Annotated in this window: 22 protein-coding genes; 10 read left to right on the top strand and 12 right to left on the bottom strand. The window is 37.7% G+C overall.

Annotation, left to right across the window (positions count from 1 at the left end; translation table 11 throughout):
- Positions 1–159: 159 nt before the first annotated feature.
- From mnmE to rpmH, 5 genes are all read right to left on the bottom strand, one after another.
- Positions 160–1,524 carry a tRNA uridine-5-carboxymethylaminomethyl(34) synthesis GTPase MnmE gene (gene mnmE, locus EXE09_RS15390; protein ID WP_130117840.1) on the bottom strand — a complete coding sequence of 455 codons (1,365 nt, stop codon included), beginning with the start codon at positions 1,522–1,524 and terminating at the stop codon, positions 160–162.
- Between the two features lie 93 nt (positions 1,525–1,617).
- Positions 1,618–3,357 (bottom strand): membrane protein insertase YidC, encoded by a 1,740-nt coding sequence (yidC, locus tag EXE09_RS15385; RefSeq protein WP_068974159.1) that lies wholly within the window; start codon positions 3,355–3,357, stop codon positions 1,618–1,620.
- A gap of 5 nt (positions 3,358–3,362) precedes the next feature.
- The gene (yidD, locus tag EXE09_RS15380) at positions 3,363–3,683 is read right to left on the bottom strand and encodes a membrane protein insertion efficiency factor YidD (protein ID WP_068974158.1); all 321 of its coding nucleotides are present in this window, start codon (positions 3,681–3,683) and stop codon (positions 3,363–3,365) included.
- Between the two features lie 9 nt (positions 3,684–3,692).
- Positions 3,693–4,085: a ribonuclease P protein component gene (gene rnpA, locus EXE09_RS15375; protein ID WP_068974157.1), complete on the bottom strand. Its 393-nt coding sequence runs from the start codon at positions 4,083–4,085 to the stop codon at positions 3,693–3,695.
- A 38-nt stretch (positions 4,086–4,123) separates the two neighbouring features.
- Positions 4,124–4,258, bottom strand: a complete 135-nt coding sequence (gene rpmH, locus EXE09_RS15370; protein ID WP_000831329.1) for a 50S ribosomal protein L34 — start codon at positions 4,256–4,258, stop codon at positions 4,124–4,126.
- A gap of 688 nt (positions 4,259–4,946) precedes the next feature.
- Here rpmH and dnaA point away from each other — a divergent pair.
- From dnaA to gyrB, 4 genes are all read left to right on the top strand, one after another.
- Complete coding sequence (gene dnaA, locus EXE09_RS15365) at positions 4,947–6,338, top strand: chromosomal replication initiator protein DnaA (RefSeq protein ID WP_130113179.1); 1,392 nt, start codon at positions 4,947–4,949, stop codon at positions 6,336–6,338.
- Between the two features lie 108 nt (positions 6,339–6,446).
- Positions 6,447–7,595 carry a DNA polymerase III subunit beta gene (gene dnaN, locus EXE09_RS15360; RefSeq protein WP_130117839.1) on the top strand — a complete coding sequence of 383 codons (1,149 nt, stop codon included), beginning with the start codon at positions 6,447–6,449 and terminating at the stop codon, positions 7,593–7,595.
- 31 nt (positions 7,596–7,626) lie between these two features.
- Entirely contained in the window at positions 7,627–8,709 is a 1,083-nt protein-coding gene (gene recF, locus EXE09_RS15355; protein WP_130117838.1) for a DNA replication/repair protein RecF, read from the top strand.
- A gap of 52 nt (positions 8,710–8,761) precedes the next feature.
- Positions 8,762–11,230 (top strand): DNA topoisomerase (ATP-hydrolyzing) subunit B, encoded by a 2,469-nt coding sequence (gyrB, locus tag EXE09_RS15350; RefSeq protein ID WP_130117837.1) that lies wholly within the window; start codon positions 8,762–8,764, stop codon positions 11,228–11,230.
- A 146-nt stretch (positions 11,231–11,376) separates the two neighbouring features.
- Here the strand turns inward: gyrB and EXE09_RS15345 are convergent, their stop codons facing one another.
- Both EXE09_RS15345 and EXE09_RS15340 read right to left on the bottom strand, forming a co-directional pair.
- Positions 11,377–12,384 carry a putative solute-binding protein gene (locus EXE09_RS15345; protein WP_068974152.1) on the bottom strand — a complete coding sequence of 336 codons (1,008 nt, stop codon included), beginning with the start codon at positions 12,382–12,384 and terminating at the stop codon, positions 11,377–11,379.
- 972 nt (positions 12,385–13,356) lie between these two features.
- Positions 13,357–15,291, bottom strand: a complete 1,935-nt coding sequence (locus EXE09_RS15340; protein WP_130117836.1) for an ATP-binding cassette domain-containing protein — start codon at positions 15,289–15,291, stop codon at positions 13,357–13,359.
- 248 nt (positions 15,292–15,539) lie between these two features.
- On the opposite strand from EXE09_RS15340, the gene EXE09_RS15335 reads away from it, so the two are divergent.
- Both EXE09_RS15335 and EXE09_RS15330 read left to right on the top strand, forming a co-directional pair.
- Positions 15,540–16,565: a putative solute-binding protein gene (locus EXE09_RS15335; protein WP_130117880.1), complete on the top strand. Its 1,026-nt coding sequence runs from the start codon at positions 15,540–15,542 to the stop codon at positions 16,563–16,565.
- A 37-nt stretch (positions 16,566–16,602) separates the two neighbouring features.
- Positions 16,603–17,610 (top strand): putative solute-binding protein, encoded by a 1,008-nt coding sequence (locus tag EXE09_RS15330; protein WP_068974149.1) that lies wholly within the window; start codon positions 16,603–16,605, stop codon positions 17,608–17,610.
- 71 nt (positions 17,611–17,681) lie between these two features.
- Here the strand turns inward: EXE09_RS15330 and tyrS are convergent, their stop codons facing one another.
- Positions 17,682–18,896, bottom strand: a complete 1,215-nt coding sequence (gene tyrS / locus EXE09_RS15325; protein WP_068974205.1) for a tyrosine--tRNA ligase — start codon at positions 18,894–18,896, stop codon at positions 17,682–17,684.
- Between the two features lie 80 nt (positions 18,897–18,976).
- On the opposite strand from tyrS, the gene EXE09_RS15320 reads away from it, so the two are divergent.
- Positions 18,977–20,104 (top strand): anhydro-N-acetylmuramic acid kinase, encoded by a 1,128-nt coding sequence (locus EXE09_RS15320; RefSeq protein WP_130117835.1) that lies wholly within the window; start codon positions 18,977–18,979, stop codon positions 20,102–20,104.
- Between the two features lie 147 nt (positions 20,105–20,251).
- Positions 20,252–21,097: an alpha/beta fold hydrolase gene (locus EXE09_RS15315; protein WP_130117834.1), complete on the top strand. Its 846-nt coding sequence runs from the start codon at positions 20,252–20,254 to the stop codon at positions 21,095–21,097.
- Positions 21,098–21,161: 64 nt separating this feature from the next.
- Here EXE09_RS15315 and erpA read toward each other — a convergent pair whose 3' ends face one another.
- From erpA to EXE09_RS15300, 3 genes are all read right to left on the bottom strand, one after another.
- Complete coding sequence (gene erpA, locus EXE09_RS15310; protein WP_068974146.1) at positions 21,162–21,497, bottom strand: iron-sulfur cluster insertion protein ErpA; 336 nt, start codon at positions 21,495–21,497, stop codon at positions 21,162–21,164.
- Between the two features lie 141 nt (positions 21,498–21,638).
- Complete coding sequence (locus EXE09_RS15305) at positions 21,639–22,643, bottom strand: putative solute-binding protein (protein WP_130117833.1); 1,005 nt, start codon at positions 22,641–22,643, stop codon at positions 21,639–21,641.
- A gap of 369 nt (positions 22,644–23,012) precedes the next feature.
- Positions 23,013–23,558, bottom strand: coding sequence for a hypothetical protein (locus EXE09_RS15300; RefSeq protein ID WP_130117832.1), 546 nt, complete (start codon positions 23,556–23,558; stop codon positions 23,013–23,015).
- A 203-nt stretch (positions 23,559–23,761) separates the two neighbouring features.
- Between EXE09_RS15300 and EXE09_RS15295 the strand changes: the two genes are divergently transcribed.
- A complete protein-coding gene (locus EXE09_RS15295) occupies positions 23,762–24,829 on the top strand; it encodes an alpha/beta hydrolase (protein WP_130113170.1) in 1,068 nt (355 codons plus the stop codon).
- Positions 24,830–24,922: 93 nt separating this feature from the next.
- Here EXE09_RS15295 and EXE09_RS15290 read toward each other — a convergent pair whose 3' ends face one another.
- Positions 24,923–25,594 carry an acetoacetate decarboxylase family protein gene (locus tag EXE09_RS15290; protein ID WP_130117831.1) on the bottom strand — a complete coding sequence of 224 codons (672 nt, stop codon included), beginning with the start codon at positions 25,592–25,594 and terminating at the stop codon, positions 24,923–24,925.
- A gap of 165 nt (positions 25,595–25,759) precedes the next feature.
- Here EXE09_RS15290 and EXE09_RS15285 point away from each other — a divergent pair, with 165 nt between their 5' ends.
- Positions 25,760–26,326 (top strand): peptidylprolyl isomerase, encoded by a 567-nt coding sequence (locus tag EXE09_RS15285; RefSeq protein ID WP_087554267.1) that lies wholly within the window; start codon positions 25,760–25,762, stop codon positions 26,324–26,326.
- Positions 26,327–26,515 lie beyond the last annotated feature (189 nt).

Here is a 26,515-nt window from a genome sequence, read left to right as displayed (position 1 = left end):
CTATTAGGTGACTAAAAAAATCATAGCACTAGATGAACGTATAGAACATATTGGAACAATAAAAAGACATAAAAAAAGCACTAAGCTATTAAAACTTAATGCTATTTAATTATCACTGGAACTTATTAGAATTTACTGGAATATAGGCTTAAATTGAAATTACTTTCCAATACAGAACGATCCAAAAATTACACCCAGCAAATCATCTGCACTAAAGTCACCTGTAATTTCACCCAATGCATTTTGTGCTAAACGAAGCGATTCTGCGACCAATTCACCTGCTTGATACACCACAAGTTGCTCATGTGCCTCAGCAAGATAGTGCTGTGTGCGCTTCATTGCGTCTAAATGACGAGTTCGGGCAATAAAGGTATCTTCTTCTGGTTGGAAGCCTGCATGCACTGTAATCGCATCTATGAGCGCTTGCACACCTGTTTCCTGTTTTGCTGAAACAGTAATATGACGGAAACCTTCAAAATCACTTAATTCAGCTTGTTGTGCTGTCAAATCACACTTATTCCCAATCAGCATCAGACGTTTTGGTTCAAGATGATCAGCAAAATATTCCTGCGCTAAAGCCAAAGGATTTTCACCTTGGCTCAAGTCATACACCAAAAGCAATAAATCTGCTTGTTCAATTTCTTTAATGGCACGGCGGATTCCTTCACGCTCCACCACATCACCTGTTTCACGCAAACCTGCTGTATCCGTTAAGGTGATTGGCAAACCATTCAAAGTGATTTTTTCATGCAGAACATCACGGGTTGTTCCTGCAATATCGGTGACGATGGCACGATCATTGCCCGCCAAAGCATTCAGCAATGAAGATTTACCCGCATTCGGTTTACCTGCGATGACCACTTGTAAGCCTTCACGGAGTAATTGCCCTTGACGTGCTGAGGTCTGAACCTCAGTTACCGAAGCTTGTACACCTTCAAGCAAGGCTAAAATTTTACCATCTGCTAGAAAATCAATTTCTTCTTCGGGAAAATCAATCGCAGCTTCTACATGCAAACGCAAATGAATTAAATTTTGCAACACAGCATTTACTTTGTTGGAAAATGCACCTTGAAGCGAACGTACTGCGGAACGTGCTGCTGCTTGTGATGTCGCATCAATCAAATCGGCAATCGCTTCTGCTTGTACCAAGTCCATTTTGCCATTTTCAAAAGCACGCATGGAAAACTCACCTGCTTTTGCAGCAGTCGCACCGAGCTCCAATAAACGGGCAAGCAGGGCATTTTGAATCACAGGACCACCATGACCTTGTAATTCAACCACATCTTCACCAGTGAATGAGTGTGGGTTTGGGAAACAAATCGCCAGCCCCTCATCCATCACTTCGCCTTGATCATCAAAAAACTGACGGAAACCCGCAAAACGCGCTTTCGGTAATTCTTTTTGTGTCAACGCTTCAGCAATAGCATAGGCTTTTGGGCCAGATAGACGAATCACACCTACACCACCACGTCCAGGAGGTGTTGCAATGGCAGCGATTGTGGTCAGGTTGATACTATTCGTCATGTAAATCTACTCAAATTTTGACAATAAAAAAATCCGCCTAAGATTAGCATCTCAAGCGGATTTTTTCAGCAGTTGGATTGATGTTTAAATCAATTAAACCACTTCCGGTTCAGCTTTCGCTTTTTCAACAGATTTGTTGATAAACCATTGCTGTAAAATTGTGATCGAGTTGTTCACAATCCAGTACAAAACTAGACCAGCAGGGAAGAACAACATGAATACAGTGAACATAATCGGCATGATTTTGAATACTTTTGCTTGCATAGGATCAGTTGGCTGTGGGTTCAACATTTGTTGAACAAACATGGTCACACCCATGATCAACGGCAAGATGAACCAAGGATCCATCGCAGATAAATCTTGAATCCAAAGCATCCACGGTGCATGACGAAGCTCAACAGACTCCATCAATACCCAATACAATGCAAGGAAGATTGGCATTTGTAGAAGGAGCGGTAAACAACCAGCAAGAGGATTTACTTGTTCACGTTTGTAAAGCGCCATCATCTCTTGAGAGAAACGCATGCGGTCTTCACCAAATTCTTCTTTCATGCGTTGCATTTCAGGTGCAATCACACGCATTTTCGCCATAGAACGATAGCTCTTAGACGATAATGGCCAAAGAATCAGTTTCACCAATACAGTCAATAGAATAATTGACCAGCCCCAGTTACCTACTAAGTTGTGGAAGAACTGTAAGCCTGCAAACAATAACTTCGCAATCGGCCATAACCAACCATAATCAACAGTTTGGTTTAAACCTGCTGCCAAATCTTTTAACTCAGATTGAATTTTTGGACCAGAATAGAACGTCGCATCAATGCTCATTGCTTTACCAGCAGGAACATTAATCGTTGGAGAGGTAAATCCAATGATATTCATACCATCTGCAGATTTACGAGATTCCAGTTTTGCTGTGTATTGTTGACCACCAAAATGACCTGGCATCCAAGCACTTACAAAATAATGCTGAACCATTGCCACCCAACCACCTTTCGCTTCGGTATTGAGTTTTTCATCAGTAAAATTAGCAAACTTTAATTTATTGTAGTGTTCATCAGGCGTACCCCAAGCACCACCAAGATATGTTCCAAGTGTGAAAATACCTTGTGAAGTTTTACCAGGATCATCCGAGTTATCACGTTTGATCTGACCGAACATTTGTCCTTGCCAGTTCTGTGCACTACGGTTAACCACCTGATAGCTCACATCAATCGGATATTCACCTTTTTTAACGGTAAATGTTTTGATGATTTCGACGCCATCTGCCGATTTTAATACCATTGGTATGGTTAAAACATCAGAGGTCTTACCGTCTTTATCTTTAGTCGCTTTCGCGTCAGCAAGCGTATAAGTCGCTTTTTCGAACGCATAATTTGGACGATCTGGTTTACTGTCTGGACCATTGAGTCCGATTAACCCAGATTGTGCCACATAGGTACGTTTTGCATCACTTTCAAGCATAACAAAAGGCTGATCGCTATCTTTGCTTTTGTCATGATTCAGTAATTCAATACGAACAATATCACCACCTTTCGGACTAATCCAAAGATGATAAAGGTCAGTTTGTACTGAAATCAGTTGTTGATTTGCTGTGGCTGGCGCAGCTGTATTTTGTTGTGCAGCAGCTACATTGGCTTGCGGAACATCGCTAGTAGTCGCAGTTGCTTGACCTTTTGGCAAATCGGCAGAGACATCATGAGCCACAACAGCCTGCGGAGTCGCAGCTTTCGTTGTAGCATCCTGACCATAGTCTTTTTGCCAAGCCAAAATGAGCAAATATGCGGTGACTAACATGGCCCCAAGGATTGCAAACCTGGCCCATTGTTGCATATCTATTACCCCAAGTGGTTAGAGTGATTTTGGTTCAATAAACGTTCACGCAAGGGTACAGGAACATGAAGCGTTTGAGAATCTATTTGCTGAAATGAAATAAAACGAATTGTTTTTTTCGGCACAGGATCATAACCATAACCACCCCATGGATGACAACGACAGACACGTTTAGTGGCTAACCAGCTGCCTTTTAATGCGCCGTGTGTGTGGATTGCTTCTAACGAATATTGAGAACAAGTCGGAATATAACGACAACGGGGTCCAATGAGCGGACTAATCGCAATTTGATAGAAACGGATCAACCAATGCAATATACGAATCATTGGCTTCCTCTATTTTTGAGGGGAGGATTGAGCTATTTTATGGTGCTTTTTAACAATACGTTGCAATTTTAACCAAGCAAATTCTAACTGCTGAAACAATTCAGCATTGGGTACAGTTTCAATACCTACTTTAGGCATGACCACAATATCCAATAAGTCAATATTTTGCTGGTTTAAACGAAAACTTTCACGTGTTAAACGTTTTATTCGATTTCTTTCATGCGCACGGCGCACTTTCTTCTTAGCAACAACAATACCCAAACGGCTTTTAGGCTGTTCGGTTAACTTTGCTAAAAAAATAAAATGGGGTTGATGCACTTTAAAAAGCGCACCATCAAATACACCTTTGTAATCTGCAGCACAATGGATTCTCACCGCTGGACTGAAACTATAAAGAGACATAACACCCAAAGTCATGTACTAACTAACTGTCTAACGAATTAAACAGTTAAGCTGTGACGACCTTTTGCACGACGGCGAGCTAATACTTGACGACCAGCCTTAGTAGCCATACGAGCACGGAAACCATGAACGCGCTTACGCTTTAATTCAGATGGTTGGAATGTACGTTTCATATCGAAACTCCAAAATTGATCTTTTCTAAAGGTTCGCGATTATATTGTGCATTCCTTATTCAGTCAATGAATATTGCCTTAACTTTACGATATTCGTTGTTATTTTACACATCTATAGAATTTCATCATTTTATATAGATAAAGTAATCAAAAAAATATTCACAACATAACTTATTATTTTATAGTATAAATAGAAGTTACCAACAGATATATCCTCAAAGTTATCCATAGGTTTAAAAAATTTTAAATTTAATTCGCGATTTTTAAATTTCAAATCTCAGAAATTTGAATTTAAATTCATAACATTGAACTTATCCACAGAAAGCTCTGCTCTTATAAATAAATTCAAATTTAAAATTTAAATTTATTATTATTAGCACTCATTTTTTCTGTGGGAAACGCACTTTTATTTTTAAATAACATTTGTTTAAGTTGTGAATAACTGTGTTTTTATTAATTTGATAGATTGTGGATAAGTTTATGTGCTAATTTATCCACAGCAAGTGGTAAATCTTATCCACAAGTGGTTTAAATTTAATTTTATTTGCGGAAAGTTGTTTTTTTAAACGAATTAGACCGAATTGGTCATGACAGATGTGGATAACTTAGTTAGAATGGCGACCCCCCTTAATCTGTGCACAGGGGTAAATGGTCTTTTTTGAATTTAAATGGAATGAAGGGGTTTCACATGCTTTGGACGGACTGCTTAACTCGCTTGCGACAAGAGCTCTCTGATAATGTCTTTGCCATGTGGATTCGTCCTTTGGTTGCAGAAGAAGTCGATGGGACTTTAAAACTGTATGCACCTAATCCATATTGGACGCGCTACATTCAAGAGCATCATATTGAGCTTATTTCTATTCTGGCTGAACAACTCTCAGAAGGACGAGTACGTAAAGTTGAAATATTAGTCGATTCTCGTCCAGGTGCTATTCTTTCAGCATCTGAACAACCTGCGACGACTACAGCAGCATTAGACAGTACTCCAAATGAAGCACCTGTTGCTAAAATCAAAAAAGAAAAAGAACACGATGTTATTTCACCTAAAAATAATAAGAAAAGACAGCTTAACCCATTGTTTAATTTTGCATTATTTGTTGAAGGTCGTTCTAACCAAATGGCCGCTGAAACGTGTCGCAAAGTTTTAACACAACTGGGCGAACCGCAACATAATCCATTATTCCTTTATGGCCCAACAGGTCTAGGTAAAACACACTTAATGCAAGCAGTCGGGAATGCTTTATTACAAGCCAAGCCAAATGCACGTGTGATGTATATGACTGCGGAAAGTTTCGTCCAAGATTTTGTCAGTTCTTTACAAAAGGGCAAAGTTGAAGAGTTCAAAAAGAACTGTCGTTCTTTAGATTTACTCTTGGTTGATGATATTCATTTATTGGCTGGTAAAGAAGCAAGTTTGGTAGAGTTTTTCTATACTTTCAATGCTTTACTAGATGAGTCAAAACAGATTATTTTAACTTCAGACCGTTATCCGAAAGAACTAACAGAACTTGATCCACGTCTAGTTTCTCGTTTTTCTTGGGGATTGTCAGTAGGTGTTGAACCACCTGATATTGAAACACGTATCGAAATTTTATTAAAAAAAGCGGAAAGTAGTGGTATAGATTTACCACGTAACTGCGCTTTATTTATCGCACAGCAAGTGGTTGCCAATGTCCGTGAACTTGAAGGTGCATTAAACAAAGTCGTTGCTATTTCTCGTTTTAAAGGTTCTGCGATTGATTTGGATGTGGTACGAGAATCACTGAAAGATGTTCTGGCGATCCGTGCACGTACCATTAGTACTGAAAATATCCAACGTGTGGTCAGCGAATATTTCCGTATTCCACTCAAAGAACTCGTTGGCCCTAAGCGTACCCGTATCTATGCACGTCCACGTCAGTTGGCAATGGGCTTAGCACGTGAATTGACCGGGGATAGTTTCCCTGAGATTGGTATGGCATTTGGTGGTCGTGATCACAGTACCGTGATGCATGCTTGTGAAAAAGTGCAAAGCTTACGTGATGAAGACCCAATTTTTAATGAGGATTATAAAAACCTCATGCGTCTGTTACAAAGCTAAAATTTGTTCAAATTCGACACTTGCAAAGCGGCATAAACTGCCGCATAGTACGTCATTAAAAAAATTTTATTATCCACATTTCTGTCAAATTTTTAGAGGAATTCCACCGTGCGTTTGAAAATCGCGAAAGAAAGCTTACTCAACGTTTTATCCCATGTGGTGGGAGCTGTTGAGCGTCGCCATACTTTAAATATTCTTTCAAACGTAAAAATTCAAGCTACGAATCAGTCACTTACTGTAACTGGTTCGGATTTGGAAGTGGAGCTTGTTGCAAGTACAAGTTTGGCAGAAGGTGCGTGTTTACAAGCAGGGGAGACGACTGTTCCTGCACGTAAATTGGTGGATATTTGTAAATCATTACCGACTGCGGCATTGATTGATTTACAAATTACAGAAGATCAACGTTGTATTTTAAAATCAGGCAATAGCCGTTTTGTTTTAGGTACATTACCAGCAGAAGACTACCCGTTATTGACCAATGAAAATAGTCAAGGGACTCAGGTTCAAGTGACTGAGCGTGAATTAAAACGTTTATTTGAAAAAACCTCATTTGCGATGGCGGTTCAAGATGTACGTTTCTATTTAACGGGTACTTTATTGGAAATTGATGAAAATCAATTACGCGCTGTGACCACAGACGGTCACCGTTTAGCATTGTGTGAAACTTTAGCGTCTTCAAATTCAACACAATTGGTTCAAGCGATTGTTCCACGTAAAGCGGTGGGTGAGTTACAACGTCTACTCAGCATTGAAGATGAGCAATTAACGTTGTTGATTGGTCGTGAATTGTTGAATGTTACCATTCAAACTGCAAGCAAAGATAAAGAACAAGGCGATATTACAGTACGTTTCACCACGAAACTGATTGATGGTAAATTCCCTGATTATCGTCGTGTAATTCCACGTGGTGGCGATAAAGTAGTGAATATTCCACACGATGTCTTTAAACAATCTCTGCAACGTGTTGCGATTTTAAGTAATGAAAAATTACGCGGTGTGTTCTTAAACTTTAATGCCGATTCTTTGCAATTACGTGCCAATAACCCTGAGCAAGATGAAGCGATTGAAGATTTAGCAATCCAATACTCAAATGCACCGATGGAAATGTCGTTCAATGCGCAATATATTCTCGATGTTTTAAGCGTATTAGATGGTGATGATGTAGCAATGACTATGTCTGAAGCGAATCAATCGGTATTGGTACAAGATCCAACACAGCCAAATCAGACTTATGTTGTGATGCCGATGCGTGTGTAATTGTTTTAAATTAACTTTTTAATTTATTGTTATGCATATTACGCGTTTAAATATACAACGTGTTCGAAATTTACAGACGGTTGCACTCCATGAGTTGCAGCCGTTTAATGTTTTTTATGGACAAAATGGTTCAGGTAAAACTTCGATCTTAGAAGCGATTCATTTATTGGCAACAGGGCGTTCATTCCGAACCCATATTCCTAAAAACTACATTCAAAATAACCAAGCAGATGCGATTGTTTTTGCCCAATCCATGACTGAGAAAATTGGCATGCAAAAACTGCAAAGCGGTGAGCAACTCATTAAAGTCAATGGAGATACAGTTGCGACACAAGGTCAACTTGCCAAGATATTACCACTACAACTGATTGACCCTCTCAGCATTGATATTATTGATCATGGTGCAAAGCCACGACGACAATTGCTCGATTGGCTCATGTTTCACGTGGAACCCGATTTTTATCATGCATGGCAATACTATTCTCGTGCCTTAAAACAAAGAAATAGTTTGCTTAAAATTCAGAGAAATCTGACGCTGCAAGATTTGGAACCGTGGAACAAAATGCTGAGTGATTATGGTGAGGTTTTACATTCTCAGCGTGTCGAAATTGTGGAACAGTGGAAAATCTATTTACAAGAAGATTTAGCCCAATTACTGCCCGATTTAAGCATTGAAATGGAATATAGCGCAGGGTTCCATGTGGAACATGGTTTGGCGCAAGACCTTGTTCAATACCACAAAAAAGACGTTGATCGACGTTATACCGAGTATGGCCCACATCGTGCTGATATACGCTTAAAAACAGCCATGGGCGATGCGGATGTAGTGCTTTCACGAGGGCAAAAAAAGTTATTAATAATGGCTTTAAAACTGTCACAAATTGCCATGTTACATGCCTGTAATAAGGAAACTGTGGTATTATTAGATGATGTAACAGCAGAATTAGATTTAAGCGCACAACAACGTTTAATTGAGCGATTGAGCCAGCTTGGTAGTCAAGTTTTTATTACCACACTAGACCATGAATCAGTAAAAAAACATTTACATGATTTGTCTATTTCCTACCAGTTATTCAACGTTGACCAAGGTCAAGTGAGTGTTGTTGCGCGATGATTTTATTTTTTAGCCAATTTTGGAATGACCTATTTTTCACTAGGGAGAAACCATGAGTTCAGAAGATCAAATCGCTTCTCAAACAGAACAAACCAATGACAAGGCTTATGATTCCTCTAGTATCAAAGTATTACGTGGTCTAGATGCAGTCCGTAAACGCCCTGGTATGTATATTGGTGATACTGATGATGGTTCAGGCTTACACCATATGGTTTTTGAGGTCGTGGATAATGCGATTGATGAAGCTTTAGCTGGGCATTGTGACGAAATTTTAGTGACCATTCATGAAGATGAATCTGTCAGTGTTTCCGATAATGGTCGTGGTATCCCTACCGATATTCACCCTGAAGAAGGTGTGTCCGCAGCAGAAGTAATTCTGACTATTCTGCATGCTGGTGGTAAGTTTGATGATAATAGCTATAAAGTATCAGGCGGTTTGCACGGTGTAGGTGTATCCGTAGTTAACGCTTTATCAAGTAAGCTTGAATTAACCATTCATCGTGCTGGACAGATTCACCAACAAGAATATAAACATGGTGATCCTGTATATCCATTGAAAGCAATTGGTGAAACATCGACGACAGGTACTACAGTCCGTTTTTGGCCGAGTGCTGAAACATTTAGCCAAACTATTTTTAATGTGGATATTTTAGCGCGTCGTTTGCGTGAGCTTTCGTTCTTGAATGCTGGTGTGCGTATTGTATTACGTGATAATCGTGTCGATTTAGAACATGTATTTGATTATGAAGGTGGTTTGTCTGAGTTCGTAAAATATATCAACCAAGGCAAAACTCATCTCAATGATATTTTTCATTTCACCACACTTGCTGATAATGGCATTGGTGTTGAAGTTGCGTTGCAGTGGAATGATACCTATCAAGAGAATGTTCGTTGCTTTACTAACAACATTCCACAAAAAGATGGTGGTACGCATTTAGCAGGTTTCCGTGCAGCATTAACCCGTGGTTTAAACAGCTACATGGAAAATGAAAGCTTACTCAAAAAAGAGAAAGTTGCGGTCACTGGTGATGATGCGCGTGAAGGTTTGACTGCAATTGTTTCAGTGAAAGTGCCTGATCCTAAGTTCTCTTCACAAACCAAAGAAAAATTGGTATCGAGTGAAGTGAAACCTGCAGTTGAGCAGGCAATGAATAAATCATTCTCAGAATATTTATTGGAAAATCCTCAAGCAGCGAAATCAATCGCAGGCAAAATTATTGATGCAGCACGCGCACGTGATGCTGCGCGTAAAGCACGTGAAATGACGCGTCGTAAGAGTGCTTTAGACATTGCAGGTTTACCAGGTAAATTGGCAGATTGCCAAGAAAAAGATCCAGCACTTTCTGAACTTTACTTAGTCGAGGGTGACTCTGCGGGCGGTTCTGCGAAGCAAGGACGTAACCGTAAGATGCAGGCGATTCTGCCGTTGAAAGGTAAAATCCTGAACGTAGAACGTGCGCGTTTTGACAAAATGATTTCATCTCAAGAAGTCGGCACACTGATTACTGCATTAGGTTGTGGTATTGGTCGTGAAGAATATAATCCAGACAAATTACGTTATCACAAAATCATCATCATGACCGATGCGGACGTGGATGGTTCACACATTCGTACTTTGTTGCTGACTTTCTTCTTCCGTCAAATGCCTGAGCTTGTGGAACGTGGTTATATCTATATTGCTCAACCACCATTGTATAAATTGAAAAAGGGTAAGCAAGAGCAATACATTAAGGATAATGATGCTTTAGAAACTTACTTGATTTCAAATGCAATTGATGAGCTTGAGCTACATGTTAGTGCTGATGCACCTGCGATTCGTGGTGTGGCATTAGAGAAAGTGATCGCTGATTATCAAACTTCACAAAAAAGTTTACATCGTTTAACTGTACGCTATCCTGCATCATTATTAGACGGTTTATTGAGCTTAGACGCGTTTAAACTAGATCAAAATAATGATCAAGACTATGTGCAACAATGGGGCGACAAGCTTCGTCTGGCGATAGAAACAGCACAACCAAGCTTACGTCCTGAACTGAGCTTAGAAGCATTTGATAAAGAAAATGCAGATGGAATGAAAACAACTGTTTATTTCCCTCGTATTACTATCTATGTGCATAATTTACCGCACAGTTATTTACTCGATGCGGGTTTATTGTCTTCGAGTGAATATAAGCGTTTATTGCAAAACTCGAAAAGCTGGTTCACTTTGCTTGAAAATGGCGCATATTTGCAAAAAGGTGAGCGTAAAATTTATGTTTCTACGTTCCACCAAGTATGGCAACAAATCTTAGCTGATTCACGCAAAGGCATGATGATCCAGCGCTATAAAGGCTTGGGTGAGATGAATGCTGAACAGCTTTGGGAAACTACAATGGATCCTGAAAACCGTAATATGCTTCAAGTGACGATCGATGATGCAATCGAAGCGGATCGTATGTTTGCGTGTTTAATGGGTGATGATGTTGAACCACGTCGTGCATTTATTGAAGAAAATGCTTTGAATGCAGATATTGATGCTTAATTGATATTGTTTGAAGTATAAAAGGGAATAAACCAAGGTTTATTCCCTTTTTTATTGAATTGAATGATGTCGATTCAGAATGATAAATCATAAAAAAACCAGCTCATTTGAACTGGTTTTTTATTTGCTAGGTTTAAATCTAAAGATTATTCACCAGCAAGTGTACATTCAAAGTTTGCTTTGTCGACTGAGCAACGTGCTTTCTTCAATACAGACATCATACCTGCATCATAAACACCTTGTTTAGTTAACTCTAAACGACCTTCACGCATCAACTTTTGATATTTTAATTTATCTTCAGGCGTTAAATTTAATTTATATTTTGCTGGAATACTTGCTTCTAGACGGTTAATCATCGCAAAGCTTTTCGGTAAGTTCTTCACGAAGTAATCACGAGATTTTTGACCGAAACCAGCAGGGAATTTTTCAGGACGGATGATGAAGTCAGCCGTGATTTGTAATACTGGGAAATTAAACATTGCACCATTTGCACCTAAACCTTTTTGAATTTCAAGCGGTTTATAAGCATAAGCAGGTGCACCGATCATATCTACCTGACCGTTGTTAAATTTTGCTGCAAAGTTAGTAATATCAGATGGTACTGCTTGCGCACCTACACGTTGAATTAATACTTTTTGTGCATCATCGTAGCTTAAGTAAGCGAATTTTTTACCAGCAGCTTTTTCGATTGAGTTAATATTTTTGTCACGTACAAAAATAAACGCTGAACCTAAAGGTGCAATACCCGCAACTTCGTATTTGTTACTGCCTTTAGTAGAAACCATTTTTGCAGCATTACGTGCATCTAACGCAAAAGTAATGGCTGTTTTCGCAATCGCATTGCTTGGCACGCCACCGACAGAATCAATTGATCCCACAAATTTGTTATATTGACGCGCGCGCATCGCAGTCATAAATACGCCGTCACACTTTCCTGCTTTAAAATCTTGATCTGCTACGTTTTCATCTTGTTTTGGAATAAGATTAACGTCTGCACCCCAACTTTTAGCGGATAAAGCCCATTCTTGAGCCATTTGGTATGACTCACCTGACTTACCTAATAAGTCAAATACACAGACATTTACAGCTGCTTGAGAAGCTGAGCTAAATCCAACGATAGAAGTAGCAGCAATAGCGAAAGCAATTTTTTTCATTTTTTCGTCCTTATCTATTTTGTACAATTAGGAACCTTTCCATAAGCGCAATAGTAATCAGCTTTTTTTAAAAAAAATAGAGCATTTACTCCATTTATTTATATTTTTTTGCAATAAATTGTGAATTAGGTGCTTAATTTTATTACTTATACGCTATTTTAATAAGTAAATCATTATTTTATGTGATTAAAATCTCATTTTTCACTATAAGACTTCAAAAATAAAAAAATTATAAGATATTCAAAAAATTAAATTTATTTCTAATTGAACAAAAATATAAATCATCAATATTCCAAATATTGATCTCAATAAGTAATAAATTAAGAATTTTTGCATAAAATTTGTACTTGTTTTTTGTATTTTTATTGATCAAAATGCTGTGGGTAACTCTGTGCTTAATTTTAATTCAGTCGATTTTTTGGCTGTTTTGCAGACTTAATTTAGCATTGTGTAGTTGTAAAAATGAACAGAATAGCGATTTAAATTTTTATAAAAATAGGGATTTATTTCTATCAAAAAATATATTTATCCACATGTTTTTTGCGATCTTTTAAGTTTTTTGAATTTAAAAATCAACACGATAAGCTTATATTTTAATTCATTAAGTTATTCTAATATGTTCCACGCAAGCTATTTTTAGTTATAAATAAAAGTTATGTATTTTGTTATAGGTTTTTGGCTGTATTTTTTGAATAAAAATTTGGTTATTAGAAAATGCTTTAATCAGTAAAGTTTTGAATTAAAGATGAAGTTGATAAGAAATATTTTTATTAAACAAATGTTTATATTTATTAATAAAATATTTAGTGATTTCTAAAGATGTTTTTTACTACTTCTAGCAAAATGTATTCAATGAGATTCTGATTTCAGCGATGTGTTGTTTAAATATTTAGTTTTCTTAATTTTTATGCATAAAAAAGCCAAAAATCATGTACTTTGATTTCTGGCTAGTGTTCTTGCTAAAGTTTAGGTTTAGTCAAATGAACTTTCTAACTCTTCCAACTCCATCATGAGTTCGAGCATTTGTTCTTCAGCTTGTTCTAATTTGGACTTAAGTTCATTTTGTTCATTCATCAGTTTGAGTAAGTCATCTTTACGATTGGCTTCATAAAGCGCTGAATCTGCAAGTAATTCTTCAATTTCTGCCAATCTTGGCTGAATTTTTCCAATTTGTGTCTCAATTTTTTCGATATTTTTACGAATAGGGCGACTGAGTTCACGTTGACGTGCGGCTTCTTTGCGTTGTGCTTCTTTATCGACTTTTGAAGCAACTGTTTTTTCAACAACTTGTGACTGAATCGGAGCGCTCGGTTGCTGCCCATTTTTGATCATATCAATACGTGCTTGGCGTAACCATGCTGCATAATCTTGTAGATCGCCATCAAATTCTTTGCTTTGACCATTGTGAACTAATATTAATTCATCACAAACAGATGCAATCAATTGACGTTCATGCGAAACAAGTACCACTGCACCTTCAAAGTCTTGCAATGCCATGGTTAATGCATGACGCATATCTAAATCTAAATGGTTTGTCGGCTCATCGAGAATCAGAACATTTGGGCGTAACCAGACAATTAATGCTAAAGCCAATCGTGCACGTTCACCACCTGAGAAGCTTTCACTTGGGGTGTCCATACGTTCGCCGCTAAAGCCAAAACTTCCTAAGAACGAGCGTAAAGTTGCTTCACTAATTTTTGGATCAGCAATACGAGAGAGTTGTAGCATTGGACTGGCATTGCCATCTAAGGCATCCATTTGATGCTGGGCAAAATAACCGATATTAAGCAGTTCTGAATCTTTACGTATACCTTTAAGTAACGGCAAATCACCCACCAAAGATTTAATTAATGTTGATTTACCAGCACCATTCATACCGAGTAAGCCAATACGGCTACTTGGCGTGATTTGTAAATTCACATTGGTCACAATCAATTTATCGCCATAACCAATATCTGCATGTTCCAAGGTTAATAAAGGAGAACTCATTTTACTTGGTTCACGGAAACTGAAAGTAAAAGGGTTGTCCACATGCGCGGGTGCAAGCTCTTGCATGCGCTCAAGTTGTTTGATTCGACTCTGCGCTTGGCGTGCTTTGGTGGCTTTGGCCTTAAAACGGTCAATAAATTTTTGTAAATGTGCTTTGGCTTCTTGTTGTTTTTCAAAAGCTTGTTGTTGCTGCGCTAAACGTTCAGCACGTGTTGTTTCAAAAGTTGAATAATTCCCTGTATAAAGCGTCAGTTCTTGATTTTCGATGTGCAAAATATGATCAGTAATTGCATCTAAGAAATCACGGTCATGTGAAATTAAAATCAAAGTACCTGCATAAGCTTTTAACCAATCTTCGAGCCATAAAATTGCATCTAAGTCCAAATGGTTAGTTGGTTCATCCAGTAATAATAAATCTGAACGACTCATCAGGGTGCGCGCTAAATTTAAACGCATTCTCCAACCACCAGAGAAACTAGAAACCAAAAGTTCTGACTGATGCTCAAAAAAACCTAAACCAGCCATCAATTGTGATGCTTTTGAGGCTGCTGTGTAGCCATGAATTTCTTCAAAACGGCTATACAGATGTGCTAATTCATCATTGCTGAGTTCATCAGAGTGTTCAAGTTTGTGTTGAATATCCCAAAACTCTTCATCACCAGAGAGCACGAAATCAATCGCTTTCATATCTAAGGCTTTGATTTCTTGCGCCATGTGGGCAACTGTCCATACATTAGGACGTGTCAAACTACCGCTGTCGGACTCCATGCCACCCAAAAGCGCTGAAAATAGGGTAGATTTACCCGCGCCATTGACTCCAGTAAGACCGATTTTCCAACCTGGATGAAGCTGCATAGACGCTTTTTGAAATAAAATACGTCCGCCACGGCGAATTGAAAGTTGGTCTAACTGAATCATAAGAAATAAGCTATTCGTTATCGGATGCCATATTCTAAATGATAAATAGAAGAGTTCAAAAAATATAAGAAAAAAGAATTTAGGGGATAGATTGTTGGAATTTTATTGAACCGTATTCCTGCAGATTTTCATGCTTAATTAATTTTAAGTTTCTCAAAATAAATCCAAAATAAAGATGTGTGGTGTGTATTAATTATTATTATTGTGATATTAATCATAATATAGGGAGTGTTTTGAGATTATGGATAATGAATATATGCTTTTTAAAAATTGCTCTTAGCCTACTTTTTTTTGGGATGGTATCTAATTCAGCTATTGCTGGACAAACAATTTGTGTGTTTGATGTTCAGGGCCGTTCGGGTGATATTTTTAAAACAATTGAAGAATGGGCTTTAGAAGCAAAAAAATCACAAGCAGATATTAAATTAATTGCTTATCAAAAAGAAGAAGAGGCTGACGCAGATTTTAAAGCAGGAAAATGTGATGGTGCATTTTTAACTTCATTGCGTGCACGTTATTACAATAAATTTGGAGGTTCAATTGATGCATTAGGAGCAGTTCCTAATAATGTGATTGCAGAAAAAGCAATCAAATATGCATTAGATCAACGAAATGCTAAAAGAATGATTTCTCGAATAAGTAATGAGAAATTTGAAGTCGCTGGAATTACTCAAATTGGTACAGCTTATTTATTTGTTAAATATAATGTGCTTAAAAATCCAGAAAATCCAATCAAGGATTTAGTAGGGCAAAAATTTTCTTTCCTCGGTTATGACTTTGCGCAAAGTTATATGCTGAAAAAAGTAGATGCAATTCCCATCCCTTCAGAAATCTCAAATTTAGTTAAAAAATTTAACAGTGGGCAAGTTGATATGACTGCAGCGCCTGCTTATTTATATAAACCTTTTGAAATGCATAAGGGCTTAGGTGCAAATGGTGCTGTGGTAACGTTCCCTGTCATGAACATTACGATGTTAATGGTGGTGAGACCTGATAAGTTTCCTGAAAATTTTGGCTATAAATCTAGAGAAATTTTTGTCAAAAACTTACCTAGGACATTTTATGTAGTGAAAAGAACAGAGCTCAATATACCTGCAAAGTATAAATTAGCATTAACAAAAGAACAAAGTGTTAAATATCAGATGGTAATTCGTGATGCACGTATCGAGTTAACCAAACAAGGTGTTTATGACTCAACAATGATGTCTATGCTAAAAAAAGCTCGTTGTACGATTGATAGAACGAATTTTGAATGCTCATTGGCTGGAGAGTAAGCCCAATAGAATAAATTAAACAAAATAAGGAAATAAAATGAATAAAAAATATCTACTACCGATTATTTTACTCACCAGTAGCTCTTCATTTACACATGCTGCGAAACAGAATGTGTGCATTTTTGATTTATTGGGTAAAGCGGGCGAGTCATATAAATTGATGGAAGAATGGGCATTAGTCTCAAAAACATGGGGTGCTGATATTAGTTTAGTGGCATACCAGTCTGAAGAGCAAGTTGCTAAAGATTTTAAAACCAATAAGTGTGATGCTGCCGCGATGACTTCTATGCGTGCGCGTGAATATAATAAGTTTGGTGGTTCAATTGATGCTTTAGGCGGTGTGCCAAGTAATGATATTGCGAAAAAGGCAATTACTTACGCGTTAGATAAACGAAATGCAAAAAGATTGATTTCTGAAAAGAATGGTGTGGAATATGAGTTAGCTGCGATTTCACCGATTGGCATCGCCTATATGTTTGTACGTGATAAATCTATAAATACCCTTGAAAAGGGTAAAGGGAAAAAATTTGCCTATTTACACTATGACATTGCACAGAAAATTGCTGTGGAGCGAGTCGGTGCGGTGGGTGTTCCATCAGATATTTTTAACTTTGTTAAAAAGTTTAATGATGGTGAGGCAGATGCGATCGCTTCCCCTGCTTATGCTTATAAACCGCTTGAAATTTATAAAGGGATAAGTGCAAATGGTGCAATGTTTACTTATCCTGTAGTCAATGTAACTGCAGACTTGATTATTAAAAAAGATAAATTCCCACTAGATTTCGGTATGCAATCTAGAGCTTGGTCATTGAAGCAATTACCTCGTTCATATAGAAATATTGAGCGTATGGAAGCTGAAATACCTGCGAAATATAAGATAGATGTTTCTAAAGAAGATGCGCTTCGTTACCAAAAATTGTTGCGTGATGGTCGGATCGAGTTAACTAAAAGGGGAGTATACGACCCTGTGATGATGTCTGTACTTAAAAGAGCACGTTGTACCGTTGATCGAACCAACTTTGAATGCTCTCTTCCTGGTGAATAATTTTAGGTCATCCAAAATAACAAAGCCATCACTTAGATGGCTTTGAAATATTCAAAAATCACAAAAAAATATTAGTCGGTAAATGTGACTTTGGCTATGGCTTTTTTGCTTGCTTGGATAATTAAGGTCACGTTCTCTTTCACCATATAGCTTGCATCAACGGTTTCCCAATCGACTTTAACGGCTCCACGTGAAACAGCATCTTTCGATTGTGCTGAGTTCTTGGTTAGACCAGCTGCACGAAGAATTGAAATAATTGACACTTCACCGCCAAATTCGCCACGTGAAATGGTGATTTCAGGTGTACCTTCCGGTAGCTCACCTTCAGTAATTAAATTGCCTGCACCTTTGTGTGCATGTTCTGCAGCTTCAGCACCGTGGAAGCGTTCAACCAATTCCAAAGCAAGAATTTTCTTGATGTCTTGAGGGTTACGACCTTCAGCCATTTCCTTCAATAGAACTTCAATTTCGTCCATTGATTTAAAGCTGAGTAATTCAAAATAACGTTCAATCAAGCTGTCAGGCATAGACAATACTTTTTGATACATTGCGCCAGGTGCATCAAATACACCGATATAGTTGCCTAAAGATTTAGACATCTTATTAACGCCATCTAAGCCTTCAAGAATTGGTACAGTGATACACACTTGCGCTTCTTGGTCAAAACGACCTTGAAGCGTACGACCCATGAGCAAGTTAAAAGTTTGGTCTGTACCACCAAGTTCTACGTCTGCTTCTAGTGCGATTGAGTCATAGCCTTGAACCAATGGATACAAGAACTCATGAATCGCAATCGGTTGATGGTTGTTATAACGTTTGGTGAAGTCATCACGTTCTAACATACGTGCAACAGTTTGCTGTGAAGCCAATTGAATCAAATCAGCCGCAGTTTTTGTTGCAAACCATTCTGAGTTAAAGCGAACTTTAGTTTTATTCGGATCAAGAATTTTAAAGACTTGTTCTTGATAGGTTTTTGCATTTTCTAAAACTTGCTCACGCGATAATGGTGGGCGTGTTGCACTTTTACCTGTTGGATCACCGATCATGGCAGTGTAGTCACCAATCAAGAAGGTCACGTTATGACCCAAATCTTGAAAGGTTTTTAATTTATTGATCAGTACAGTATGACCTAAGTGTAGGTCAGGTGCTGTTGGGTCAAAGCCTGCTTTAATATTTAAAGGGCGATTTTCTTTGAGTTTTTTTAATAAATCCTCTTCAGAAATAATCTCGTGTGTGCCTCGTTGGATGAGGGCAAGTTGTTCTTCCGCTGGTAGGAAATTAGACATCACAAAATCCAATACATCAGTTATCTCATTTGTGCGATATACTAACATTTTTTCAGCATAATGCAGGCGAAGAATATCTCATGACAACAATCTATATTGGCGTAATGACTGGAACCAGCATGGACGGCGTCGATTTTGTTGCTGCTTCATTTGATCCTTTACATATTCATGCAACTTTAACAGTGCCTTTTGACCCTGATTTAAGGGATGAATTAATGGCTTTAACTCTTCCAGATGACAATGAAATTGATCGGATGGGCAAAGCCGATGTTGCGCTTGCAAGCATGATTGGAAATGGCATTAATCAACTGATCAATGAAAATAATTTAGACAGAGGCCAAATCAAAGCCATTGGCTCACATGGTCAAACCATTCGTCATCGTCCTGAACATGGGTTTACGCTACAAATTGGTGATCCAAATATTATTACTGAAATTACCCAAATTCCTGTAATTTCAGATTTTCGTCGCCGTGATATGGCAGCAGGGGGGCAAGGTGCACCATTGGTTCCTGCATTCCATCAAGCATTATTCCAACATCCAACCATTCACCGAGTGATTCTGAATTTGGGTGGGATTGCTAATGTCAGTATGTTACCTGCGGGCGATGATCAAGGTGTTTATGGTTTTGATACAGGACCAGCCAATATACTGATGGATGCTTGGTGCCATCGCTATACAGGACAGCCTTATGATGAAAATGGTAACTGGGCAGCTTATGGTCAACCGATTCGATCTTTATTAGATCGTTTGCAAGCACATGAATATTTTTCTAAAGAACCACCGAAAAGTACGGGGCGTGAAGACTTCAATTTAGAATGGTTGGATGAGCAAATTTCAGATTGGCGCAATGATCTGGAATACGATGAGCTTGAAGATACACCTGAAAATGTTCAAGCGACACTGATGAAACTGACCACACGGGCGATTAAAAAAGCCATCTACCGTTCACCTTTGGATACTGGTGAAGTCTATGTCTGTGGCGGTGGGGCTTATAACTCACATTTGCTTGAACAATTGCGTTGGCGTTTACGTAAACATAATTGGTCTGTACAAACGACTTCCGCACTGGGCTTAGCACCGACTTGGGTTGAGGCGACAGCTTTTGCTTGGTTAGCCATGCGTTTTGATTTACAGCAAAGTGGTAACTTACCTGCGGTGACAGGTGCAAAAGGCTATCGTGTTTTAGGGACAATCACCGCTGTATAAGTTGTAAATTTATGGGTATCAATCAGGTAGATTGTCAGACAATGATCGACCTGTTTAACCCTAGATTTGTCCTTTCGAGCTGTTAACAAAACTAAGATTCAACTGCAATATCAATAAAAATGAGAATAGGAAATAGTAGAAATCACCATGACTATAGCGATAAAAACACAACGAATAGAATCTTATCAACGAGAAGGATTAAGCTTTGATGTCATTGATTCTGGACCATTAGATGGACAAGTTTTTGTCCTCTTACATGGTTTTCCTGAAACCAATAAAAGTTGGCAAGAAACTTCAGAAATTTTGAATGCACAAGGTTATCGAACTTTTGCAGTCAATCAACGGGGGTATAGTCTAGGTGCGCAACCAACTAGCCGTCGTGACTATCGTGGCTCTGCTTTGCTTGAAGATGTGAATGCTTTACTCGACATTATTCAACAACCTGTTTATTTGGTGGGGCATGATTGGGGTGCGGTTGTGGCTTGGGATGTGGCACAGCGTTATCCTGAGAAAATAAAGCATTTGATTACCATTTCAGTACCACATAAAGCCGCGTTCATGAAAGCGATGCTGACCAGTAATCAATTGTTTAAATCTTATTATATGGGCTTATTTCAGTTGCCTAAAATTCCTGAACTACTGTTTGAAAAAGTACCTCAGATTGGTTTGGCTTTATTGAAAGATTCAGGCATGACAGAACAACAACTCAAGGACTTTCAACAAGAAATTGTCAATGAAAAGCGTTTAAGTACAGCTTTAAACTGGTATCGAGGTTTACCATTCAGTTCCAATAAAAACTTATTGAAACCGATCACAGTCCCGACTTTATTTATTTGGGGCAAACACGATTCAGCGATTGGTCCTAAAGGTGTGGAATACAATAAAAATTATGTTCATGCGCCGTATAAAGAAGTGATTATGGATGCAACCCATTGGATTCCTGTACAAAATGCCAAAGAGCTTAGTCAATATATTTTAGATGCAGTTGCGTAGAAGATTGATACGTTTGATATAAAAATGCCCTCAAATTTGAGGGCATTTTTATAAATTCTTTAGATCAGATCGAGAATGAAGAACCACAACCACAAGTTGTTGTCGCATTTGGGTTTTCAACAATAAAACGTGAACCTTCAAGACCTTCAATATAGTCGACTTTTGAACCGACTAAATATTGATAGCTCAACGAATCAACCAACATTTTGACATCGCCATTCACAAACTCGGCATCGTCTTCATTGGCATTTTCAGCAAAGTTAAAACCATAAGAAAAACCTGAACAGCCACCACCTGTTACATAGACACGTAACATCAGTTCTTGATTACCTTCACTGTCACGCAGTTGGCGAACTTTATTTGCAGCATTATCAGTCATCTCAAGTGCTTGGGCGGTCATGATATTGTTCCTCAGATTCAAATGGCTTAAACGAAAAGACCATATATTCAGTATAACATACTCAATATATGGTCAGTGAGTGAACTTTAAAGTAAATTCAGACTAAATTTATCGGATTTAAGTAAAATTTAGCAGATGAACTTATTTATAGTTTTCATCCTGTAAAGCACATTCAAAGTTTGTTGGGCTATTCTTACAACGGAATTGCCAAAGAATCTTCATCATTTGCTTGTTATAAACGCCTTGTTTGGTCAGGTTAATACGTGATTCACGCATTAGCTTTTGATAACCTGGTTTATCTCCTTCAGGTACTTGCATCCAGTATTTTGAAGGAATATCTGCTTTCATTTTCCCAATAATACCATTGGCACGTGGTAATTGAGATTTCACCCAATCACGCGATTTTTGACCATAGCCTGCAGGGAATTTATCTGGACGAATGATGATATTTCCAGTCACTTGTAACAGTGGGTAATTCACAATTGCACCTTTAGTACCTAAGCCTTTATGTAACTCTAAAGGTTTAAATACAGCAACAGGTGCACCAATAATATCGACCTGTCCATTATTAAATTTTGCACCAAAATTGGTTACATCAGCACTGACAGCTTGTGCACCAATCTGCTGTACCATGATTTTCTGTGCTTGGTCGTAATCAAGGACGGCAATTTTTTTACCTGCTGCTTTTGCCACAGTATTGATATTGCGATCATTGACCAATAGATATGCATCACCTACAGGAATGACACCAACGACTTCATATTGTCCGCTGGTCATATATTTAGCAAAGTTTGGATTAGCTAAACCTTGCATGACTTTCACAGCGAGATTGAGATCAGGGATTGCACCAATTGCATCGAGTGAGCCTGTAAAGTTATTAAATTGGCGTCCACGCATACCTGTGATACTTACGGCATCACATTTACCTGCTTTAAAATCTTCAGCAATTACAGCTTCATTTGAATTCACTTTTAATTCAAGATCTGCACCCCAGTTTTTAGCAGCAAGTTGATAGTCTTTCATTAGGGTAAATACATCACCATTTTTACCAACTAAATCAAAGACACACATGACTTGTTTTGCTTGAGTTGCAGAGGTAGCAGCCATTAAACCAGCTGTGACGAGAAGGGCTTTAGACCATTTCATTATTTTTTTCCTTTCCATGATCAATATTATTGATGTTCAAACGATCCAGTTTAAAACATATATATCGGTGAACTTTTTACATCAAAATAAATTTAGCAAGAAATTCTATATGTCGAAATAGAACTTTATTCAATTTAAAACAATAAATTCTGAATTTATTGCTCAAGCCATTTGATGAGTTGATGTTGAGAAAATGATTACTTGAATTAGAGAAAATCGCAATGACTTAAATGACAAAAATGAGTAGAAAATATTCTAAAATGTGAGCCAGTTAATAGCTTTGTAAATTCATCATTTTTTGTTTTTTATTGCTTTAATTATTTGCTAAAGCGACAGAGCGGATCAGAGTTTTGCTCAGATCCGCTGATGTTAATTTTTACCTTGTTCTTTGTTTTGATCCGCTTTTCTATGATCATCACGCTTTTTATCACGTTGCTGTTGTTGATTTTGCTGTTGGCGTTGTTGCCATTGTTTACGATCTGGGCGATTGCCCCATTGGCGATCTTTCATTGACGAATGATTCCAACGCTGTTCAGGCTTGGTTTTATTGTCCCAATCATTTTTGCGTTGTGCTTGTTGCCATTTTTTACGCTGATCTTGTTCCCATTGCTGTTTTTTCAATTGATCACGTTTGGCTTTTTCATATTGCCAACGATGATTTTTCAACTGATTTTCACGTCGCTGTTGTTCTATCCGCTGTTGCTGAATACGATAGGCACGTTCACGCTCCCAGCGTTGACGGTCTTTATAAGGGTCATATCGAGCATCATAAGCTCGATCATAGTCATAATCGCGATAAATAGGATGTCCATAACTTCTATACCCACGAGAATCATAACCATCGTCAGGGAATGCTACACAACCAACAGCAAGTAGCGATGTTATTAATGAAACAAATAATGCTTTAATTGCCATGAGTTGCCTCCTTATATTTATCAAAAAATAGCAAAAAAAAATTGAGATAAAGCAAAATAGTCAATGACAATGTATTTGACTCAGATTAGCGTATTTAAAATTTATATTTGTATATCGATTGCTAGACTTGTATAAGAATATAGTCAGTCAATTCCTGATCATGTAGAAAATATGAAGAATTTGGACATTTAAGGAAGAACTCAATGGTTGCATTTCAACGTAATATTCAAGACATCGTCGAAAAAGGGCAGGGTGCTGCAGGCAGAACATTAGACCGTTTACCCACGTTTGCTCAAGAATCTTTGGCTAAACTATTGGGTTATCCTTATGAGTTCCCGCAATTAGATAGTTTTACGAAATGTTTGATGGCAGCACAATTGAAACAAGGCAAAGTGGGTTTCATCAATGAAAATGTCGAACGTTCACGAAAGCAATTTGAATCGCAGATGCAGTCGATTACCAATAAACCAACTCATGTTCAGTTTGTTGAAGATATTCGTTTACCGCTACAAAGTGGCAGTATCTATGCAAGACATTATCATCCTGCACCCAATAAAAAATTACCAATGATTGTGTTTTATCATGGTGGTGGTTTTGTTGTAGGAAGTGTGGATACCCATGATGAAGTTTGCCGGTTGATTGCGACACATGCTAAAGCGCAAGTCCTCAGTATAGAATACCCACTTGCACCTGAAGTTGGGCCTCGCGAGTTGATTCAATCGTGTGAAGATGCCCTAGCTTGGGTATATCAAAATCGCCGTCAGTTTAAAATTTTAAAAAATAAAATTGCGATTGCAGGAGATAGTGCAGGTGGAAATATTTGCGCAGTCCTCTCTCAAAGAACAGTCAATGAAGCTTACGCTCCTCAGGCACAGTTTTTAATTTACCCAGCGGTTGATTTTAAGAGCCGTCATCCATCATTTTTTGCTTATAAAGATGGATTAGTTTTGACTGGATCTGACATTGATTACGTGACTGACTATTACGCGACGCGATTCAATATTGCATTAGACGATACGATTATTTCGCCAACTTACGGTAATTTGAAAAAATTAGCCCCTGCATTTGTAGTAACTGCAGGACATGATGTACTTCATGACGAAGGTAAAATCTATGCTTATAAATTACGTCAGCATGGTGTGAAAATTCATTATCAAGACTATGAAGACCAAACACATGGCTTTATCAACTTAACACCAATTTCACGTAAAGCGAAAAAGAATGTCATCGAAATGAGCAAAGAGTTCCGTAAGTTTTGGGATAAACAATAATTCCTTGATAAAAGCAGCCTAAAAGATCAAAACACAAATGATCGATTGTTTTATTTAGAACAATCGATCATTTGTGTTAAAAGAGTATTTAAATTATGTATTTACTAATTTAGTTTTGACCGACTCAGGGAAAATAAGTTTAAAGTCAGTGGAATAAAAACCTTTAAGAAAAGTCGCTTTAGAAAAGTCTGGAAAAATACTTTGTGTATTATTCCAAGTCGCATTAGAAATATAAGCAATTTTACTTTTAAACTTAGGCGAGAATTGATACAGAAACAGATGATCTTTTTGTTGAATGTTTAATAAACGAGAGGGTATAAGTTTTGAAGATATTGCATGTGATGATTTTAATTGCGTTAAATTGATGGTTAATGAGAGTGTTTCACTTCCAACTTGAATATCACAATGTAATTGTTGCTTAGAATGTTTCCAATTAAAACTCGCCAACTCTTTCGGAATACCCCAATGATAGCGCCCTTCATTTACAGATGCTTGGCTAGAAACATATATTTTGGGGATGTTAGAACTTATTTTAAAATTTTGAGTAGTATGATCTAAAACTAATAATTCATCATAAGGACCGACAGGCGAAGAATAATAGCGTACAAGAATAACCTGAACGATTCGTCCAAATTTAGCTTCTACTAAGCCGAAGTTTTGAGAGCGCCGTGTAAATACTGGGCTTAACCAATAATTTAAAATATAGCCTTCGCCAGAAAGTTCCCAAGGTAAAGCAGTATGTGGAATGGATTCTTCTATTTTCATTTTATTCGCAACATTCAAGATACAGAGTAAAGGCAAACGTAATATTGATTAAGCTTGTATAGTCACATAGATTAGCCTACTCAAGTTTAATTCCTTCAGTGATTCATTTACTGAAGTCATTGATATAAGCAACAATTAGTTTAAAACGGCTCAGGACGAAAGAGAATGATCAAAAAGATAGGTTTAAGTTTAGGATTGGTATTTATAGTTAATCCAGCATTTGCAAATACAAATATGCAAATCAAAACCAATTTAGGCAATATCAATATTGAACTATATGATGAACAAGCACCGACCTCAGTTAAAAACTTTAAGAGTTATGTAAATAGTCAATTCTATAATGGAACGATCTTCCATCGCGTAATTCCTGGCTTCATGATTCAAGGTGGCGGTTTTGATAGTAATATGAAAGAAAAAGCAACCCAAGCACCAATTCAAAATGAAGCAAATAATGGTTTGAAGAATACACGTGGCACATTAGCAATGGCGAGAACCAATAATCCGAACTCTGCAACCAGTCAGTTCTTTATTAATGTTGCCAATAATGACTTTTTAAATAAATCGGTAGGAAATCCAGGCTACGCTGTGTTTGGTAAAGTTACACAAGGTTTAGATGTTGTCGATAAAATTGTAAATACTCCGACAGGAACCGTCGGCATGTACCAAGATGTACCTAAACAAGCTGTAAAAATCATCAGTATTCAAACGACCGACAATAAATCAAAAAAATAATGAAAATATAAAGCAGAAATATTTTTTACATATTTCTGCTTTATAATTAAAAACTTATGCGTCAAAAAGTGTGTTTTTGAACCAAAATGGTGCACAAAAATACAACACTCAATAAAACAATCAGTTAAAAGCACTTGCGCGTGTAAGAAATTGCCCTATAATGAGCTCATCCCGACGCGATACAGCAAA

Origin of the sequence: Acinetobacter sp. WCHAc060025, assembly GCF_004209355.1 — a bacterium.
Classification (GTDB): Bacteria; Pseudomonadota; Gammaproteobacteria; order Pseudomonadales; family Moraxellaceae; genus Acinetobacter; species Acinetobacter wuhouensis.
Note: the sequence above shows the minus strand (reverse complement) of the source record. Positions and strands in the feature narration are given on the sequence as shown.

Coding starts and splice junctions, on each gene's coding strand:
- EXE09_RS15285 (WP_087554267.1), top strand. CDS start 25,760: ATGATCAAAAAGATAGGTTTAAGTTTAGGATTGGTATTTATAGTTAAT.
- dnaA (WP_130113179.1), top strand. CDS start 4,947: ATGCTTTGGACGGACTGCTTAACTCGCTTGCGACAAGAGCTCTCTGAT.
- EXE09_RS15335 (WP_130117880.1), top strand. CDS start 15,540: ATGAATATATGCTTTTTAAAAATTGCTCTTAGCCTACTTTTTTTTGGG.
- EXE09_RS15345 (WP_068974152.1), bottom strand. CDS start 12,384: ATGAAAAAAATTGCTTTCGCTATTGCTGCTACTTCTATCGTTGGATTT.
- EXE09_RS15320 (WP_130117835.1), top strand. CDS start 18,977: ATGACAACAATCTATATTGGCGTAATGACTGGAACCAGCATGGACGGC.
- recF (WP_130117838.1), top strand. CDS start 7,627: ATGCATATTACGCGTTTAAATATACAACGTGTTCGAAATTTACAGACG.
- EXE09_RS15300 (WP_130117832.1), bottom strand. CDS start 23,558: ATGGCAATTAAAGCATTATTTGTTTCATTAATAACATCGCTACTTGCT.
- EXE09_RS15330 (WP_068974149.1), top strand. CDS start 16,603: ATGAATAAAAAATATCTACTACCGATTATTTTACTCACCAGTAGCTCT.
- yidC (WP_068974159.1), bottom strand. CDS start 3,357: ATGCAACAATGGGCCAGGTTTGCAATCCTTGGGGCCATGTTAGTCACC.
- rpmH (WP_000831329.1), bottom strand. CDS start 4,258: ATGAAACGTACATTCCAACCATCTGAATTAAAGCGTAAGCGCGTTCAT.
- EXE09_RS15315 (WP_130117834.1), top strand. CDS start 20,252: ATGACTATAGCGATAAAAACACAACGAATAGAATCTTATCAACGAGAA.
- EXE09_RS15295 (WP_130113170.1), top strand. CDS start 23,762: ATGGTTGCATTTCAACGTAATATTCAAGACATCGTCGAAAAAGGGCAG.
- tyrS (WP_068974205.1), bottom strand. CDS start 18,896: ATGTCTAATTTCCTACCAGCGGAAGAACAACTTGCCCTCATCCAACGA.
- EXE09_RS15290 (WP_130117831.1), bottom strand. CDS start 25,594: ATGAAAATAGAAGAATCCATTCCACATACTGCTTTACCTTGGGAACTT.
- rnpA (WP_068974157.1), bottom strand. CDS start 4,085: ATGTCTCTTTATAGTTTCAGTCCAGCGGTGAGAATCCATTGTGCTGCA.
- EXE09_RS15305 (WP_130117833.1), bottom strand. CDS start 22,643: ATGAAATGGTCTAAAGCCCTTCTCGTCACAGCTGGTTTAATGGCTGCT.
- gyrB (WP_130117837.1), top strand. CDS start 8,762: ATGAGTTCAGAAGATCAAATCGCTTCTCAAACAGAACAAACCAATGAC.
- erpA (WP_068974146.1), bottom strand. CDS start 21,497: ATGACCGCCCAAGCACTTGAGATGACTGATAATGCTGCAAATAAAGTT.
- mnmE (WP_130117840.1), bottom strand. CDS start 1,524: ATGACGAATAGTATCAACCTGACCACAATCGCTGCCATTGCAACACCT.
- EXE09_RS15340 (WP_130117836.1), bottom strand. CDS start 15,291: ATGATTCAGTTAGACCAACTTTCAATTCGCCGTGGCGGACGTATTTTA.
- yidD (WP_068974158.1), bottom strand. CDS start 3,683: ATGATTCGTATATTGCATTGGTTGATCCGTTTCTATCAAATTGCGATT.